The organism is Acholeplasma oculi (genome assembly GCF_900166985.1).
GTDB classification, from domain to species: domain Bacteria; phylum Bacillota_I; class Bacilli_A; order Acholeplasmatales; family Acholeplasmataceae; genus Acholeplasma; species Acholeplasma oculi.
The window spans coordinates 632,591-650,045 of sequence record NZ_FUZK01000001.1 but is presented as its reverse complement, the minus strand read 5'-3'; the positions used below and the strand labels follow the sequence as shown (position 1 = coordinate 650,045).

Sequence of the window (17,455 nt, the reverse complement as noted above, 5' to 3'; positions counted from 1 at the left end):
CGGAAAAGCCCAGTTCAAATAAATTGGGCTTTTTCTATCATTATGGGATTTATTGTAAGCGTTTGAAAAAGATTTTAATAATATGAAAAATTAGGGGTATTTCCGAGGTAATTAAAATAAATATACTACGTATATAGTATAATTAACTTGAAATATCGTATAAAAAAATAAACTAAGAGGTATAAATATGAAAAAAATATTTAGCATCACAGTGCTACTTGCTCTAATATTTACATTAGTTGCTTGTGGACCTGCAGATACACCACCAGTTAATGACGATGCAACTGCGACAATCTCAAATGTAGGACCAGTCACAATTAATGTGGGTGATACATTTGATCCATTAGCAGGTGTTACTGCAACAGATACCGTAGATGGTGATATCACATCTCGTATTGATGTTACAGAAAATACAGTATTAACAAATACAGCAGGAACTTACACAGTTAAATACGCTGTTGTCGGTTCAGACGGTAAAACAGTTACTGCAACACGTACAGTTACTGTAACTCCAAACCATACAACACCTCCAACAGAAATCGTTATTATGCATGGTGCACCTTATGAAATTGACCCATTTGACCCAGCATATTCTGGAAGAGAACAACAAGCAAGACAAAACAAACAACGTGAAGTTGAAGGTCGCTTAAATGTAAAAGTTGTTTATAAAGCATATCCAGCAAACGCACCTTGGGGACCAGATAGAGTCAATGCAATCATTCAGGCATCTGTATCCGGTTCACCACTTGCAGATATTTACTGGACAACATCAGACTGGACACAACAATTAGCTAAGGGTAATGCGATTGTTCCTGTTGATAAATATATGTCAACTCATGGATCAAATATCAGTATTCCGGCTAGAGAACTTGGAACATATAACGATAAATTCTATGCATTCTCAGTGAATAAACCAACTGTTGATGTTGGATTATACTATAACGCAGATGTAGTAGAAGCATTAGGAATTGACAACCCATCTGAATTATTTAATGCAGGTACATGGACTTGGAATGATTTCCAAGCATGGACTCAAGCAGCAAATGCTGCATTACCAAGTTTAGGTGATGATTATTCAGTTTTAGGTGGTATTGTAGGCGTTTATGCTGAAAACATGGTTCCTTTAAATGGTGGTGCACTCATTAATGCACAATCTGGACGTGTAGCATTCCATCAAAATCCAGCTTTACAAACATATGATTTCATTACAAATCTTTATAACTCAGGACTATTTGAGGCAACACCTACTTATGATGCAGGTTCAGCACAATGGCAAGCAGGTAAAGTTTTAATGCATCCAGGAAGCTTCTGGTTCTTAAATGCTGAAAACAGATGGAAGAACTTAGCATTCAATTTAGGATTTGTACCATTCCCAGTTTCTAACACATATACTGGTGAATATGTATCACCAATTAGTGGTGTTGCAGTATTCAATTTAGCAAGTGGTTTAAGTGCTGCTAAAGAAGAATTAGCATTCCAAGTATGGAATGAAATTCAAATGTGGAAAACAGATGAAGAATTCAGAGATGAATTTGAAGTTACATTAATTCAAAGATTTAATGATGAAGCATCCATTGAAGCTTATCTAAGCATCTTTGATAAGACAACACTCGATTTAATTAATGCATTAGGTATCTCAAGATACGGTGCAAATGGTTGGACCGCGGCAATTAATGTCGGTATTAGAACAGGTACAGCTAGAACAGAAATGGACAGAATTAGACCAGCATATGAAACAGCGCTCGAAGAATACTTAAGCGGTGTATAGAAAATAGAACTTGGTATGCCTTCCTTAAGTTTTTATCTTATGACTTAAGGAAGGTAATACCATTTTCATTGAGGTGAAACATTGAAAAAGATACATATAATCATTTTAGTCGTCTGCATAGTTTTCATAGGTTTTGTAGTCACAGATGCACTAACAATAGCTTTTGACAAGGATACTTTAAAATATAACCAAAATATTACCGTTGAACAATCCAGAGAAGCAAGTGATGAATCCTATGTCAAAAATTACAAAAACTACGTAGAATCAAAACCGCAACAATTTCCACAAAATAAAGAAATCACTGTTTATGCTACAGATTTTTCTCATATTGAAGGAGATTATGAAATCTTAAACGATTATCAAAATGTAGATCAATCACTTCTAACCTTTGAAACAGGTAAAGTGGTTTTACCTGTTGATATTGAATCTGAAGGATTTTATAGAGTTAAATTAAATTATTATGCTTATCCAGGTAAGAGTTCAGCAATTGAAAGACGTATATATATTAATGGAGAGGTACCTTTTGATGCTGCTGAGCGTGTAGTTTTACATAGATATTATGGAAGTGAAGAAGTCATTTATCAAGATTATTTAGGTAATGACATTCGTCCAAGCCAAATAGAAAAACCTATTTGGACAAATACCTATTTAAAAGATGCACTAGGATATATCAACGAGCCTTTTAATTTTTATTTAGAAGCGGGAGAAAATGAGATTACAATTGAATCATTAAGGGAACCTCTCTTAATTGAATCTATTGTTGTTGAATCTATTTCAACATTAAAGACTTACGAAGAAATGAAGTCTTTTTATCAATCTGAAAATTATCAATTAGCTAACCAACCGATTCAATTTATACAAGCTGAAGATGCTGTTCGTACAACTTCACCAACACTTTATCCATTAAACGATAGAACATCTGCTAAAACAATGCCATCAGACCCAACACTTATTAAACTTAATAGTATTGGTGGTACAAACTGGGGTATTGCAGGGGATAAAATTACTTGGGAGTTTGAAGTTCCAACATCCGGTTTATATGAAATTAGTATGCGCGTTAAACAAAGATTAGCAAATGGTATGGTTGTTTATCGTGATATTTATATTGATGGAGAAATGCCATTTAAAGAAATGCAAAACTACGCATTCACTTATGTTAATGACTGGAGAATGCAAACCTTAGGTACTAACGATGAGGCGTTCTTATTCTATTTAGAAGCAGGAACTCATGAATTATCTATGGAAGTATCCTTAGGTGTATATGGTCAATTAATTTCAGATTTACAAGATGTTATTAATAATTTAAATAAGATCTACCGTGAAATTTTAATTTATACAGGACCAAGCCCTGACCCATTTAGAGATTATGAATTGGTCAACAGAATTCCAAATCTTTTAGGTAGATTTACAGAAGAATTAGGATTATTAGAAGCAATTAGACAATCCTTAATTGATGTATCAGGAAGTAGAAGTGAAAAAACAGGTATCTTAGATACGGTTATTTTCCAATTAAATGACTTCTTAAGAACACCTAGAGAAATTCAAAATAATTTATCAACGTATGTTTCAAATATTTCATCACTTGGAACACTTGTGATTCTATTATCAAGTCAACCACTTGAAATTGACTACTTTATCTTACATAACCCAGATGCAACACTTCCTGAATATAAAGCACATTTCTTCGAAGGCTTATGGTATGGATTTAGAGCATTCTTAGCAACTTTCTACACAGACTATTCATCTGTGGGTCGTAGAGATACGGGTGAAGTGAATGAAACCATTGAAGTATGGTTATCTGTTGGTCAAGACCAAGTTAATATTCTAAGAAAATTAATCGATGAATCATTTGCTCCTCAAAGTAAGATTCAAGTAGACTTAAAACTTGTTTCTGCGGCATCCTTACTACCTGCAACACTATCAGGTAAAGGACCAGATGTTGCGCTTGGACAAGCCGATTCAACACCTGTTAATTATGCAATGAGAAATGCAACATATCCATTATCTTCATTTGATGATTTTGATGAAATTAAATCAAGATTTATGGACAGTGCTTTTGTACCTTATCAATATCAAGGTGAATATTATGGATTACCTGAACAACAAGTATTCTTAATGATGTTCTACCGAACAGATATTTTTGAAGAATTTGAATTAACTCCTCCAAATACTTGGAGAGAAGTGATTGAAATGATTCCATCACTACAAAAATATAATTTAGAGTTTTATTTACCGGTACCATTAACTCAAGGTGCAGCTGTTACATTACCTGCAAACCCGGTATTCTCAACAATGTTCTATCAAAATGATGGACAATTCTATATCAATGATGATAAAGAATCTGGATTTAATTCAGGATTAGGACCACAAGTCTTTGAACAGTGGAGTAGTTTCTATACAAATTACTCATTCCCAGTAGAAGCAAACTTCAACAACAGATTTAGAAGTGGACAAATGCCAATTGGTATTACCTATTACAATACGTATAATACATTAAGTGTATTCGCTCCTGAAATTAGGGGTAAATGGAATTTTATCGCTGTACCTGGAACAGAATATGAAGATGAATTTGGTGTTACACAAATTAGAAGAGAAACAGTATCCTCTGGTACTGGAGCGATTATTTTAAATCAATCCGATAAAAAAGAGGAATCATGGGAATTCTTAAAATGGTGGACATCCACTGAAACACAAGTACGTTTTGGTAGAGAAATGGAAGGTATTTTAGGTGCTGCTGCACGTTATCCAACCGCTAATATTGAAGCAATGGAACAATTACCTTGGACAATTGATGAATTATCTAAATTAAAAGAACAATGGGAATGGGTACGTGGTATTCCAGAAGTACCTGGTGGATATATGACGGGACGTCATTTAGACAATGCATTTAGACTTGTTTTAAATGAGGCTGCAAATCCAAGAGAAACTATCTATGACTATGTTCAAATGATCAATGAAGAAATTGCGAAGAAACGTCGCGAATTCGGATTAGACTGAGAAAGGGATCTATATGCAAGAAACCATTAAACTAGATTTTAAAACTAGATCCAAATTAATATGGAAAGAAATGAAAGAACATAAGCACCATTATATCTTAATGGCGCCATACCTCATTTTATTCCTGCTTTTCACAGTCATTCCTGTTGTGATGTCTTTGGGTATTAGTTTTACACAGTTTAATATGTTAGAAACTCCAAGATTTGTTGGATTAGACAACTATATTAAACTTTTACTGGATGATGAAGTTTTCATCATCGCTATAAGAAATACATTGATTTTAGCCGTTGTAACAGGACCAGTTTCTTATTTACTAGCCTTTGTGTTTGCATGGTTAATTAATGAATTGAAACCAAAATTACGTGCGTTTATGACGTTGATATTTTATGCACCATCCATTAGTGGTAATGCATTCTTAATTTGGTTATTAATATTTTCTGGTGATGCTCAAGGTTATGCCAATGGATTCTTAATGCAATTTGGATTTATCAATAATCCAATCCTTTGGTTAAGAGACCCAGATTATATGTTATTTGTTGTTATACTTGTTCAATTATGGTTAAGTTTAGGTGTATCTTTCCTTGCTTTTATCGCCGGTTTACAAGGTGTGGATAAAACACTTTATGAGGCTGGAAGTATTGATGGTATTAAAAACAGATGGCAAGAATTATGGTTTATTACCATACCAAGTATGAAACCACAATTATTATTCGGTGCTGTTATGCAGATTACAACCTCACTTGCGATTGCTGAAGTTTCGATGCAATTAGTCGGGTTCCCATCGGTTCAGTACGAAGGACATACTATTGTTACACATTTAATTGACTACGGTTCCATCCGATTTGATTTAGGTTATGCATCTGCAATTGCAACTGTATTATTTATTATCATGATCACTGCGAACTTAGTTGTTCAAAAATTCTTAAGAAGGATGGGTGAATAACATGCAAATGATCGAAAAATTCCTTTTTAATAGAAAAGTAAAGAAAAGAAAAAGATTAAATCGTTCTTTAGGTGGAGATATTGCACTATTTATACTGCTAGCATTATTTGGTATATTCTCAGCATATCCACTCATTATGACAGCATCCAATGCGTTTAAACCACTGGATGAACTCTTTGTTTTCCCACCAACTTTATTACCTAGAAATATCACATTTGATAACTTTAGAGATTTATCTGAATTAATTGGTAACTCATGGATTCCATTTTCTAGATATTTCTTTAATACGATTTTTGTAACTGTAGCAGGAACTGCAGGACACGTCTTAATTGCAAGTATGTGTGCTTACCCACTTGCCAAGTATAAATTCCCAGGTAGTAAAATCATTTTCATGCTTGTTGTGTACTCCTTAATGTTTGCACCTCAAGTAACTGCAACACCAAACTATATTATCGTTTCATGGATTGGATTAATTGATACACCATTTGCAATTATTTTACCAGCAATCGCGTCTTCACTTGGTCTTTATTTAATGAAGCAATTCATGGAACAAATTCCATTTGAGCTGATTGAATCAGCTAAAATAGATGGCGCATCCGAATACCGTATTTTCTTCCAAATTGTAATGCCATTAGTTAAACCAGCATGGTTAACTTTAATTATCTTATTATTCCAAAGACTTTGGACAACAGATGGTGGAGCATTTATATTTAGTGAAGAATTAAAACCTTTAAGCTTTGCTTTAAGACAAATTGCTCAAGGTTCTATTGAAAGAGCTGGTACGGTAGCGGCAGTTTCATTTATTATGATGATTGTACCAGTGACATTCTTTATATTCTCACAATCTAGAATTGTGGAAACATTTAGTCACTCTGGTCTGAAGTAGGAGGTCAATATGAAGATATTTACATTACTTACATTATTATTGACATTACCTATTAACTTTTCAATCGTTCGTTATAATTACTCATATTATGGTGATGTCATTCATTCTGCACCAGGTTTAAGTTTTGCTCAATATTTTAATGAGCAATCTTTAGGTGTGCCAATGAATTCACCAGAAGATATGGTTATTTATGATAATGAAATCTATATCATTGCAAGTGGTTCAAATGCCTTGATCATTACAAATGATCGATTCGAATTACAAGCTTCATTAACAGAATTTGCAGTAAGTGCAAGCTATCATGAAAAGCTTATGAATTCAGGTGTTGCTTTACCTGAAGGACAATTAGAATATGCACCACTTACATTAAATAAACCAATGGGTTTAGATGTTAAACCTACAGGTATTTATATTGCTGACTCAGGTAATAAACGTATCATTAAATTAAATCATCAAAAAGAAGTTGTAGATGTATTTAGTGAAATTGATGATATTACATTTAATGAATTAGATTTTGAACCTGTAAAGATTACGACGGATTCAACAGGTCGTATGTATGTGGTTGCCAAAGATATTATCGAAGGTATTATTGAACTTGATACAGATGGTTCATTTAATCGATACACAGGTGTAAACCCAATACAATTAACACCACTGGATATCTTTAACCGTTCTTTAATGACAGAAGAACAAATCGCTAAACTACCAAGATTCTTACCAACAAGTTTTACCAATGTTACGATGAATGATGAAAACTTCATTTATGCAACTGCATTACCATCCAGTAACAACTCAGAAAATATGATTCAATTGATTAACCCTAAAGGGGTAGACGTTTTAATTCGTAATGGATATCATACACCTAAAGGTGATATTCAATTTGTTGAAGGTATGAATAAATATGTTATTGATGGACCATCAACTCTTACAGATATTGCAATCTACAAAGATGGTATTTATACTGTTTTAGATCAAAAGAGATCTAGATTATTCACATATGATTCTGAAGGTAATTTACTTTATATTAATGGTGAGGCTGGACAACAATCTGATAAATTTTCAGAAGGTGTTGCACTTGGATATTTAAACGATAACTTATTAGTATTAGATAGAAGATTAAGAACAGTTATCGTCTATTCACACACAGAGTTTGGTGCGAAGGTTAATCAAGCTATTTATCATCATGAACGTGGTGAATTTGACTTAGCGGCAGAAAAATGGGCAGAAGTTTTAGTACTGAATACAAACTATGAAGTAGCTTATAACGGTATTGGTAAATTCTATTTAAGAAATGGACAATTTGAAGAAGCTATGGAATACTTTAACTTTGGTCATGACAAATACTACTATTCTAAAGCTTTTAAATCCTATAGAAACCAAATTATTAAAGATAATTTTGCATATATTTTCTTAGGTGTCATCTTAATTCCAATTGGGTTTATTGTTCTTAAAGAAGTTAGAAAGAAAAGAGGTAAGTTAAAATGAAAGATAAATTAAAACTTTTTGTTGAAAACTACCTAAGTTTCCCTAAATATCTTTTGTCACACCCATTTGATGGATTTGATGAATTTAAAGTTGAGAAGAAAGGCAAGATGCATGTTGCATTAGTTTTTATTGCACTCTTTGCACTGCTTAGAATATTAACATTTCAATTTGAAGGGGTTTTAATTAATAATAGAAACCCATTAGATTTAAATAACTTACAAGAAATTTTTGTTGTAGCGCTTCTGATCATGCTTTTTGTCACAGCCAACTGGTCTGTAACAACATTGATGGAAGGTAAGGGGAAGTTTAAAGAAATCTTAATGGTTACAGGATATGCATTGTTTCCAATCATTATCATTGGTTTTCCAGCATTACTGATTTCAAACTTTCTTACATTAGAAGAAATGCCTTTTTACACACTTGCAATTAGCATTTCATATGTTATGGCTGCATGGATGTTATTTATGGGTATTTTAAATATTCATCAATACGGATTATTTAAAACATTAGCAGCTTTCTTACTAACGATTGTATCAATGTTAGTGATGATGTTTTTAGGACTCTTATTCTTTGATTTAATACAACAATTTATTTCGTTTGTATCCGCTATTCTTGAAGAATTGGGGTTAAGACGATGATTAATTTTATGAAAAAACAATATAAAAAAGTGTTGATTGGTGTATTTGTTGTAGCAATATTAGCATTTGTTGCAATTGGTATACCGATGTCAAAAGTAAGCTATGCTTATTTAGAAACAAGAACTTTTTCTGAAGAAGGGTTTACAGAATCTACTGGTCCTCTAGACTCAGATAAATTAGTTACACAAAATGCATCTTTTGCACTCTATTTTGATGAAAATACATCTTATTTCAAATTATTGGATAAATCCAATGGATATGTATGGTTATCAAACCCAGATGTGGAAGATAATCGATTAGGAACTACTAATGCTGCTAAAAATCGTCAAAAATCAACACTTGAGTTAAATTACTTTAACCAAGCAGGATCTGTTACATCGATTAATAACTATTTATTATCTATTTCACATCCTGCAGGAGTATTAAATCCAGCAGGTGAACGTACGTTTAAATTTAAATATGTCGAAAATGGATTCCAAGTATTATATGATATTGTCAATTTAGAAATCGACCATTTGTATTTTCCTAAATATATCCCAGCTGAAGTGATGGAATCATTTGATGAAGCTACTAGAAATACACTTGAAACATTTGCTTATTCTGGTTTTAGTGAAGAATATAATGCATACATGATTGTGGATGCACAGTACACTTCAAACATGACAATTGGTGTAAAAAGAAGACTTTATCAAGTTTTCTATGAACAATTAGGTTATACATTAGAACGTACTCGAGAAGAAAATGCAAGCTATGGTATCTTTGATGAACCAAGTAAGATTCAATTCCAAATTGGTGTTGAAGTTACTTTAAATGATGAAGGTATTCAAGCAACAATTATCAAAGATTCAATTAAAGAATCTGGTGGTAAGATTTCTGAAATTTCATTATATCCACTATTTGGTACAGCACATATGGTTGTAGATAATAACCCATCTGAAGGATATTTATTTATTCCAGATGGAAGTGGTGCAATTATCGAGTTTAACAATGGAAAATTTGCACAAAACGCATATAGAAAACGTCTATATGGTATGGATTTAGCATTAATGCCAATGCAGATTGCTGAACAACAACAAAAAATCAATATACCAGTGTTTGGTATGTCTAAAGAAGATAATGGATTTGCTGCAATCATCACTGAAGGTGATGCAATGGCATATATTAATGCTGATATTTCTAACCGTATTGACTCCTATAATAAGATATATGCAAGTTTCCAATTAAGAGAAAATGAACAAGTGATTATGGGTTCAGGATTTAACACCTATGGTGTAAGTCTATGGACAAAGGATATTGTTGAAACAGACTTTACTGTACGTTATGAATTCTTAAGAGGTGCTAATAATAATTATGTAGGTATGGCTCAAACATATCAAAATTATTTAGTTGAGAATTTCAACTTAGAAGCAAAAGATACGACGGATAAGGTTAAAGTATTTACAGAATTTCTAGGTGCATTTGATAAGAAAGATTTCTTTGTAGGAATTCCTTATACAACACTCGATAGCTTAACAACATTTGATCAAGCATTAAGTATAGTAAATGAGTTAAAAGACTTAGGTATAAGTGACATTTCAGTTTCCTATTTAGGAGCTGCAAACGGCGGATTATCGAATCAATTATTTGATCGAAACGACTTCGTTACCGTTTTAGGTGGCAAAGAAGGATTTAGCCGTTTAAGTCAAGAACTCACTGCTCAAGACATTGACTTATATCAAAATATGAACTTTGTTACAACAAGTTCATATCGAGGTATTTTAGATGATTCATTCTATAGTACATTAAGAGTTCGTGGTTCTCGCTCACTCTACTATGGATATCACTATCCATCCAGATTACCTTATACAGAATTTGGTGAGGAAAAGGATTTAAATCAATTCTTACTCAATCCATTATTCTATGAAACACTTTATGGTAGAGTCCAAGGCCAAATCATATCTGAAGGTTTATCCTTAAGTTATATTGGTTCATCCTTAGTTTCAAACTTTGATTACCATGGAACATTATATAAACAAGATGCATTAAGAATTCAACAAAGTTTATTAGAAAAAGTTGAACAAAAAGTATTATTATCTAATCCACTTGGATTTGCATTTGCATATGCAAGTTTGATAGATAATTTACCAACAGAAACAACGCTTTACGGATTAATTGATTATCAAATTCCATTCATACAACTCGTATTAAGTGGATTTGTAGATTATTCAGCAGATTCTATGAACTTATCCAGTAACAGAAGCCCTGAATTCCAATTCTTAAAAGTCATCGAAACAGGTTCAAATTTAAAATATACATTATCCTTTGATAGTTCACAAAAATTACTGAATACCAACCATAACCAATATATGTCAACACATTATATTAACTGGTTAGATCAAATCAGTGATCAAGTGACAGAATTAAATGCATTAAAAATTGCAGAAGGTCGTTTGATCAATCATCAAAGAATTGCTAATAACGTCTATAGAGTTCAATACTCTAATGGATTAGATGTGGTACTGAACTATAATCTATTTAGCGTTCCTTATGAAACAAACACAGTTGAAGGTATGAGTTATTACATCATCCAAGGGGGTTCATGATGCAACATACACTAAATAATCAAGTGAATAACCCTAAAGGTAAAAAGAAGTATGAATTTACATACCAACGTCAAAAATTTATTTGGGCAATCATTTTCTTACTTCCATGGTTTATAGGATTACTCTTATTATTCTTATTACCATTTATGGAATCCTTAAGATATAGTTTTTATAAACTAACGCCTGCTGTTGGTGAGATTATTGCTGAATTTGTTGGATTTGATAACTATTTCTTTGCAATTAATGAACATGTCAGTGTTGCAACATCCACAAGTTTTAGAGTCGAACTGATTAATACAATGACCGATGTCATCTTTAACTTACCAGTATTATTAATCTTTAGTTTATTTATGGCTGTATTATTAAATATGAAGTTTAAAGGACGTGCATTAGTACGTGCGATATTCTTTGTTCCAGTTATTTTAAACTCAGTTGCAGTTACAACTGCTTTAGGCGGTGGTCAAGCGATTAATGACATCTTAGCACAACAAGGCGTGGGTCAAATCTTTGACTTACATTTCTTCTTACTCCAAACAGGATTCCCAGAATTCTTAGTTGCTTTTGTTGTCGGTTTAATTGATAGAATTTATGATATTTTAGCACTAAGCGGTGTACCGATTCTACTATTCTTAGCAAGTATTCAATCAATTCCAAATCATTTATATGAAGCGGCTAAGATTGAAGGAGCTACAAGTTATGAAATGTTTTGGTTAATTACATTACCAAATGTAAGCCCACATATTTTAACAGTTACTGTTTATGCTTTAGTGGATACATTCTTAACATCACCTGTTGCAACAATTATTTCAGATGAACTGAATAAACAAGCTTGGGGACTAAGTTCTGCTATGGCATGGATTTATGTTCTATGTATTATTGGTGTGTTATTAGTTGTCTTTGTGCTTGCAAAAATCTTTAAGATTGGAGGATCACATTATGAACATTAATATAGAAGCGGATTTAGCATTAGGAAAATTATCCTTTAATGAAGAAGCGAAACAACGTGGTAAAAGTATACGTCGTATTCGTAAATTTCAAAGTTTATCCTTATCCGTATTAAGAACACTTTTACTGGGTGGACTATGTTTTGTTATTCTATATCCTGTGATTCAACAACTCTTATTGGCATTTAGAGCACCGATGGATGCAAACGACCCATCTGTTGTATGGATTCCTAAAAACTGGAGTGTACAAAACTTTACAATTGCTGCACTCGTTCTAGATTACTGGAATGCATTACTCAATACATTAAAGTTAAGTGCAATCTCAATGATCTTGCAAATTGCATCCACAGCACTTGCTGGATATGCATTCTCAAGATTGAAATTTAAAGGTAGTGAAGTATTATTTATCTTCGTTATTATTACAATCGTTATACCACCACAAGCATTATCACTTGCTCAATATCTATATTTTAGAGATTTAAGTTTAATTGGTAAGGAATTATCCATTTATGTAATGAGTGGACTTGGTCAAGGTATACGTAGTGGTATCTTTATCTATATTTTTAGAAGTTTCTTTAAAGGATTACCAAAAGAATTAGAAGAGGCTGCACAAATAGATGGTGCATCCGTATTTAGAATCTTTTGGAACGTTATGTTACCGAATGCAAGAGGTGCGATTGTAACTGTAGGATTATTCGCATTCGTATGGCAATGGAATGATGTTTATTTTGCTAAAATATTTGAAATTTCAACTGCTACATTCCCAATTCTAACCATGCGTTTAGTCAATGCTGCAGAAAATATATATGCTGCATTATTCTATACAGGTGGATTAAGCTTAATTGGTCAAGACGTATGGTCAAACCCAATGTTCTTAGCAACAATCTCCAACGTATCTGCATTACTCATGATGTTACCACTCCTTATTATGTATCTATTCGTTCAAAAACAATTCGTTGAATCGATAGAAAGAACAGGTATAGTCGGCTAATGAAAAAACAATTTGAAAGTGGTTTTTACCAAAAATTAAATACATTTGCTGATTGGGTACTTCGTATTACAGTCATCAACATTATGATTATCCTAACAAGTTTACCGGTAGTTACGATATATCCAGCATTACTTGCTGGATATAAACTCTACCATAAATACTTAAATAAAGAAGAAGTTCCAATGATTAAGTCATATTTCAAGTTCTTCACAGAAAACTTTGGTAAGAAAATGCAAATCGGTTTAGTCTTAGCATTTGCACTTATTTTAGGATTTGTTAATGTAACAATTTATCAAGATTTTTTACAAACAAACCCAAATCCATTTAATGTGATTGGACAATATGTCATGATTATTATGGTATTAAGTGTGGTCTTTGTATCGATGTTTACATTACCACTCATGATCACTTATCCGAATACGGATACATGGTTATTGATAAAGTTTGCATTTTTCTTAAGTGGAAAATATGTGATTAAAACTGTCTTAGCAGTACTCATTATGCTCATTCCATTCTTAATGCTCTTGCATCCTATTACAATATTTATTTTCTTATTTGCAGGATTATCAACACCTGTTTGCTTATACGCATTATTATTTAAAAAAGTTGTAACATTTGTGGAAGGTCTGGATAAAGAAAATGTTTAAATTAGGCATCGAACGTATTGACTCATATATGCATCTTTTTGAAGGAAAACGTGTTGGTTTAATAACAAATCCAACAGGTGTTTCTAAAGATTTGAGATTAAGTGCAGATATATTAAATGAAAAAGTAAATCTAACAACACTTTTTGGTCCTGAGCATGGTATTCGCGGAAATGCTGAGGCTGGTGTGTATGTAGATAGCTATTTTGATGAAAAATTAAATAAAATAGTACACTCACTTTACGGTAAAAACCGTCGACCTAATGATGAAATGCTTAAAGATGTGGATGTATTATGTTATGATATGCAAGATGTAGGTGCTAGATTTTATACCTATATCTATACAATGAGTCATGCGATGACTGCTGCTAAAGAACGTGGACTTAAATTTGTTGTCTTTGATCGTCCAAACGTATTAGGACATGATATTGAAGGTAATATTCTAGACTTAACATATCGTTCATTTGTTGGGTATTATCCAATTACACAACGTTATGGATTAACTATTGGTGAGTTAGCAATGTATTTTAATGATGTTTTTGAAATTAATTGTGATTTAGAAGTTATTAAAATGGAAGGTTATCGTTATGACTTAGATTTTAGTGCATATGATATACCTTGGTTATCACCAAGTCCTAACCTACCAACCAGAGATAGTGCATTTGTTTATTTAGCAACATGTATTTTTGAAGGTACGAATGTGTCAGAAGGTAGAGGAACAACTAGACCTTTTACAATGATTGGTGCACCTTATATCGATGCAGATCAATTATGTGATGCAGTTTCTAAACTTCAAATTGAAGGTATTAAGGTACGCCCAATTCACTTTACACCAAACATGAGTAAACATGTTGGTGAGGCGTGTCATGGTATTGAGATTTTTGTAAGAGACCATCAAGCATTTAAACCTGTACGTGCAGGTTATAGAATTCTTAATGTCATTCGAAATCTATATCCAGATTTTAAATTCCTACCACCATGGAAGGAAGGTCAAAATCAAATGATTGATTTATTGACAGGTAGTCAAGATTTAAAATTAAACAAAGATGAAGCTTTAATATTTGAAGGCTTTAAAAAAGATGAAGAAGCATTCAAAGCTTCTGTGAAGGGGTACCGATTATATGAATAAATTTGACATTAAAAACTTAAGTACGCAAGAAAAAATTGGCCAATTGATTATGGCTGGATTTCACGGTACAACAGTTACAGAAGATATTAGAAATTTAATTAAAGACTATAAAGTCGGAAATATCTTATTATTCTCAAGAAATATTGAATCCGCACAACAACTTTACGAACTGAATAAAGGTTTACAGGAAGTTGCTATGAAAGAAATTGGATTACCTTTATATATTTCTATCGACCAAGAAGGTGGAATGGTAACAAGAATTTTTGATGATGCTACATTCTTCCCTGGTGCAATGACAATTGCTGCTACAAATAAAGTAGAAAATGCATATCAAATTGGTGATATGATGGGTAGAGAATTAATTAAGTTAGGTGTGAATATGGATTTAGCACCTGTACTTGATGTTAATAATAACCCTAAAAACCCAGTTATTGGTGTAAGAAGTTTCTCAGATGATCCAGAAAAAGTTGCATTATTTGCTAATGCTAATATTAAGGGTTTACAAAACCACGTGGTTGCAACAGCAAAACACTTCCCTGGTCACGGAGATACACATGTTGATTCTCATTTAGCATTACCAAAGGTTGAAAAATCTTATGAAGAACTAGAAAGGTTTGAATTTAAACCATTCGTAAAAGCGATTCATGAAGGAATTCATGCAATCATGAGTTCACATATTAACTTTACAAATTTAACTGAAAATGGATTACCTGTTACTTTATCTAAACGTGCATTAACAGATTTATTAAGAGGAGAAATGGGTTTTGAAGGTTTAATTGTTACAGATGGTATTGAAATGAAAGCAATTCATAACCATTATGGTGCAATTGAAGCAACTTTAATGACAGTGAATGCAGGTGCAAACCTTGTATGTATTTGTCATGATTTACCATATCAAATCGGTGCATCTGATCGTTTAAATCAAGCACTTTTAAATGGTGAATTAAGTATGGATACATTAAATGAACGTGTTGAAAGAATTCTTAAATATAAAGAAAAACTTGAACCGATCAATTTTAGTGAAACATATGAAGATGTTAAAACAATTGTTGAAAATGATGAAACAAAAGCATTTTCTAAACAAGTTGTATTTGATGCAGTAACTTTAATCAAAGGTCAACCAATCAAACTTGCTAAGAAAGCTTTAGTTATTGCAACACTTCCAACTGCAACATCGATTGCAGATGAAGATTCACATAACTCAAAATTAGGATTAAGACTTAAACAAGAATTTAGTCAACTTGATGTGGTTGAGACAAAAGTTCAACCAACAGAATCTGACATTGAAAAACTTGTTTTAAAAGCTAAAGATTATGATCAAATCATTTATACATCTTATAACGGAAATGTATATCAAACTCAAATTCATTTGATTGATGCACTTGCGAAATTAGATAAAGATTTACATGTTTTAGCACTTAGAAATCCATATGATTTATACTATACAAAACAAATTAAGAATTATGTAGCATTCTATGAATACACACCAAATTCTATAGAAGCAGTGATTCAATATCTTAAGGGTGAATTAACACCTAAAGGAGTTGCCCCAATACGTTATGAGTAATATTTTAAGTATCGACGGTGGTGGAACAAAAACACTAGGCGTCTTATATCATGAATCCGGAGTAGAAATCAATAGAGCATTAGCTGGTTCTAGTAATTTTGCTGTTGACTATGTTGAAGGTAAAAAAACAATTATAGAAGTAATTGATCGTTTGGTAACAAAGGATACTGCTTTAATTGTCATAGGTATTGCAGGTTATAGTATGGTGCCTAATATCGCTTTATTAACACTTGATATCAAGGAAAAATATCAGATACCTGTTGAAATTCATCCCGATGCTTACTTAGGACTTTATTCAGCATATGATAAGCTTCATCCACTTGTATACGTCGTAGGTGGTACAGGAAGTATTATTTACAGTTTAAATGATGGTTTAATCAAGAGATTTGGTGGATATGGTCATTTATTTGGAGATGAAGGCTCAGCATATGGATTTGTCATGAATTTTATGAAAGACATTTTGAATAGACTGGATGAGGATAAAAAATTAAATCGTGTACAACAGTCTATTCTCAATGCATTAAAACTCGAAACGAAAGAATCCATTATTGGATTTGTTCACAAAGAGAAGAAACAAGATATTGCAAGTATTGCAGCTTTGATTACAGCAAAAAATGATTCCTATGTTAAAAAATTATTAATCAAAGAAGCAAGTGTTATTGCAAAATCGATTGAAAAAGTTTCAAAAATCAACCAATTTAAACAGCCATTTAAATTAGCACTACGTGGTGGTTTTATCCAAAATGCTCCGATCGTTATTGAAGAGATAAAAACCCAACTACAGAAAAAAGAAATTCAATTTTTAATGGAAAAAGATATTAGGGAAGCCGTTTATGGTGGGTACAATCTATACTTAATATCCAAAGGAAAGGAAATCTAAT

13 protein-coding genes are annotated in these 17,455 nt (G+C 32.4%); all 13 read left to right on the top strand.

Translation table 11 applies throughout. The features are described from left to right. Positions 1-187 precede the first annotated feature (187 nt). A complete protein-coding gene (locus tag B5X49_RS03085; RefSeq protein WP_045749700.1) occupies positions 188-1,768 on the top strand; it encodes an extracellular solute-binding protein in 1,581 nt (526 codons plus the stop codon). Between the two features lie 81 nt (positions 1,769-1,849). Next, the gene (locus B5X49_RS03080; RefSeq protein ID WP_052670118.1) at positions 1,850-4,765 is read left to right on the top strand and encodes an extracellular solute-binding protein; all 2,916 of its coding nucleotides are present in this window, start codon (positions 1,850-1,852) and stop codon (positions 4,763-4,765) included. 13 nt (positions 4,766-4,778) lie between these two features. Continuing rightward, a complete protein-coding gene (locus B5X49_RS03075; RefSeq protein WP_045749699.1) occupies positions 4,779-5,708 on the top strand; it encodes a carbohydrate ABC transporter permease in 930 nt (309 codons plus the stop codon). 1 nt (position 5,709) lies between these two features. Next, on the top strand, positions 5,710-6,594 hold the full coding sequence (locus tag B5X49_RS03070) for a carbohydrate ABC transporter permease (RefSeq protein ID WP_045749698.1): 885 nt from the start codon (positions 5,710-5,712) through the stop codon (positions 6,592-6,594). A 9-nt stretch (positions 6,595-6,603) separates the two neighbouring features. Continuing rightward, on the top strand, positions 6,604-8,079 hold the full coding sequence (locus tag B5X49_RS03065) for an NHL repeat-containing protein (protein ID WP_045749697.1): 1,476 nt from the start codon (positions 6,604-6,606) through the stop codon (positions 8,077-8,079). Then, a complete protein-coding gene (locus B5X49_RS03060) occupies positions 8,076-8,717 on the top strand; it encodes a YIP1 family protein (RefSeq protein ID WP_045749696.1) in 642 nt (213 codons plus the stop codon). The genes B5X49_RS03065 and B5X49_RS03060 overlap by 4 nt, the downstream gene beginning before the upstream one ends. Next, a complete protein-coding gene (locus B5X49_RS03055) occupies positions 8,714-11,299 on the top strand; it encodes a DUF5696 domain-containing protein (RefSeq protein WP_045749695.1) in 2,586 nt (861 codons plus the stop codon). The genes B5X49_RS03060 and B5X49_RS03055 overlap by 4 nt, the downstream gene beginning before the upstream one ends. After that, on the top strand, positions 11,299-12,246 hold the full coding sequence (locus tag B5X49_RS03050) for a carbohydrate ABC transporter permease (protein WP_045749694.1): 948 nt from the start codon (positions 11,299-11,301) through the stop codon (positions 12,244-12,246). The genes B5X49_RS03055 and B5X49_RS03050 overlap by 1 nt, the downstream gene beginning before the upstream one ends. Next, entirely contained in the window at positions 12,236-13,234 is a 999-nt protein-coding gene (locus B5X49_RS03045) for a carbohydrate ABC transporter permease (protein WP_052670117.1), read from the top strand. Before B5X49_RS03050 ends, B5X49_RS03045 begins: the two co-directional genes overlap by 11 nt. Next, positions 13,234-13,881, top strand: coding sequence for a DUF624 domain-containing protein (locus B5X49_RS03040; protein WP_045749693.1), 648 nt, complete (start codon positions 13,234-13,236; stop codon positions 13,879-13,881). Before B5X49_RS03045 ends, B5X49_RS03040 begins: the two co-directional genes overlap by 1 nt. Beyond that, entirely contained in the window at positions 13,874-15,007 is a 1,134-nt protein-coding gene (locus B5X49_RS03035) for an exo-beta-N-acetylmuramidase NamZ family protein (protein WP_045749692.1), read from the top strand. Before B5X49_RS03040 ends, B5X49_RS03035 begins: the two co-directional genes overlap by 8 nt. Continuing rightward, positions 15,000-16,574 (top strand): beta-N-acetylhexosaminidase, encoded by a 1,575-nt coding sequence (nagZ, locus tag B5X49_RS03030; protein WP_045749691.1) that lies wholly within the window; start codon positions 15,000-15,002, stop codon positions 16,572-16,574. Before B5X49_RS03035 ends, nagZ begins: the two co-directional genes overlap by 8 nt. Next, positions 16,567-17,454: a BadF/BadG/BcrA/BcrD ATPase family protein gene (locus B5X49_RS03025; protein ID WP_045749690.1), complete on the top strand. Its 888-nt coding sequence runs from the start codon at positions 16,567-16,569 to the stop codon at positions 17,452-17,454. The genes nagZ and B5X49_RS03025 overlap by 8 nt, the downstream gene beginning before the upstream one ends. Position 17,455: the final 1 nt, after the last annotated feature.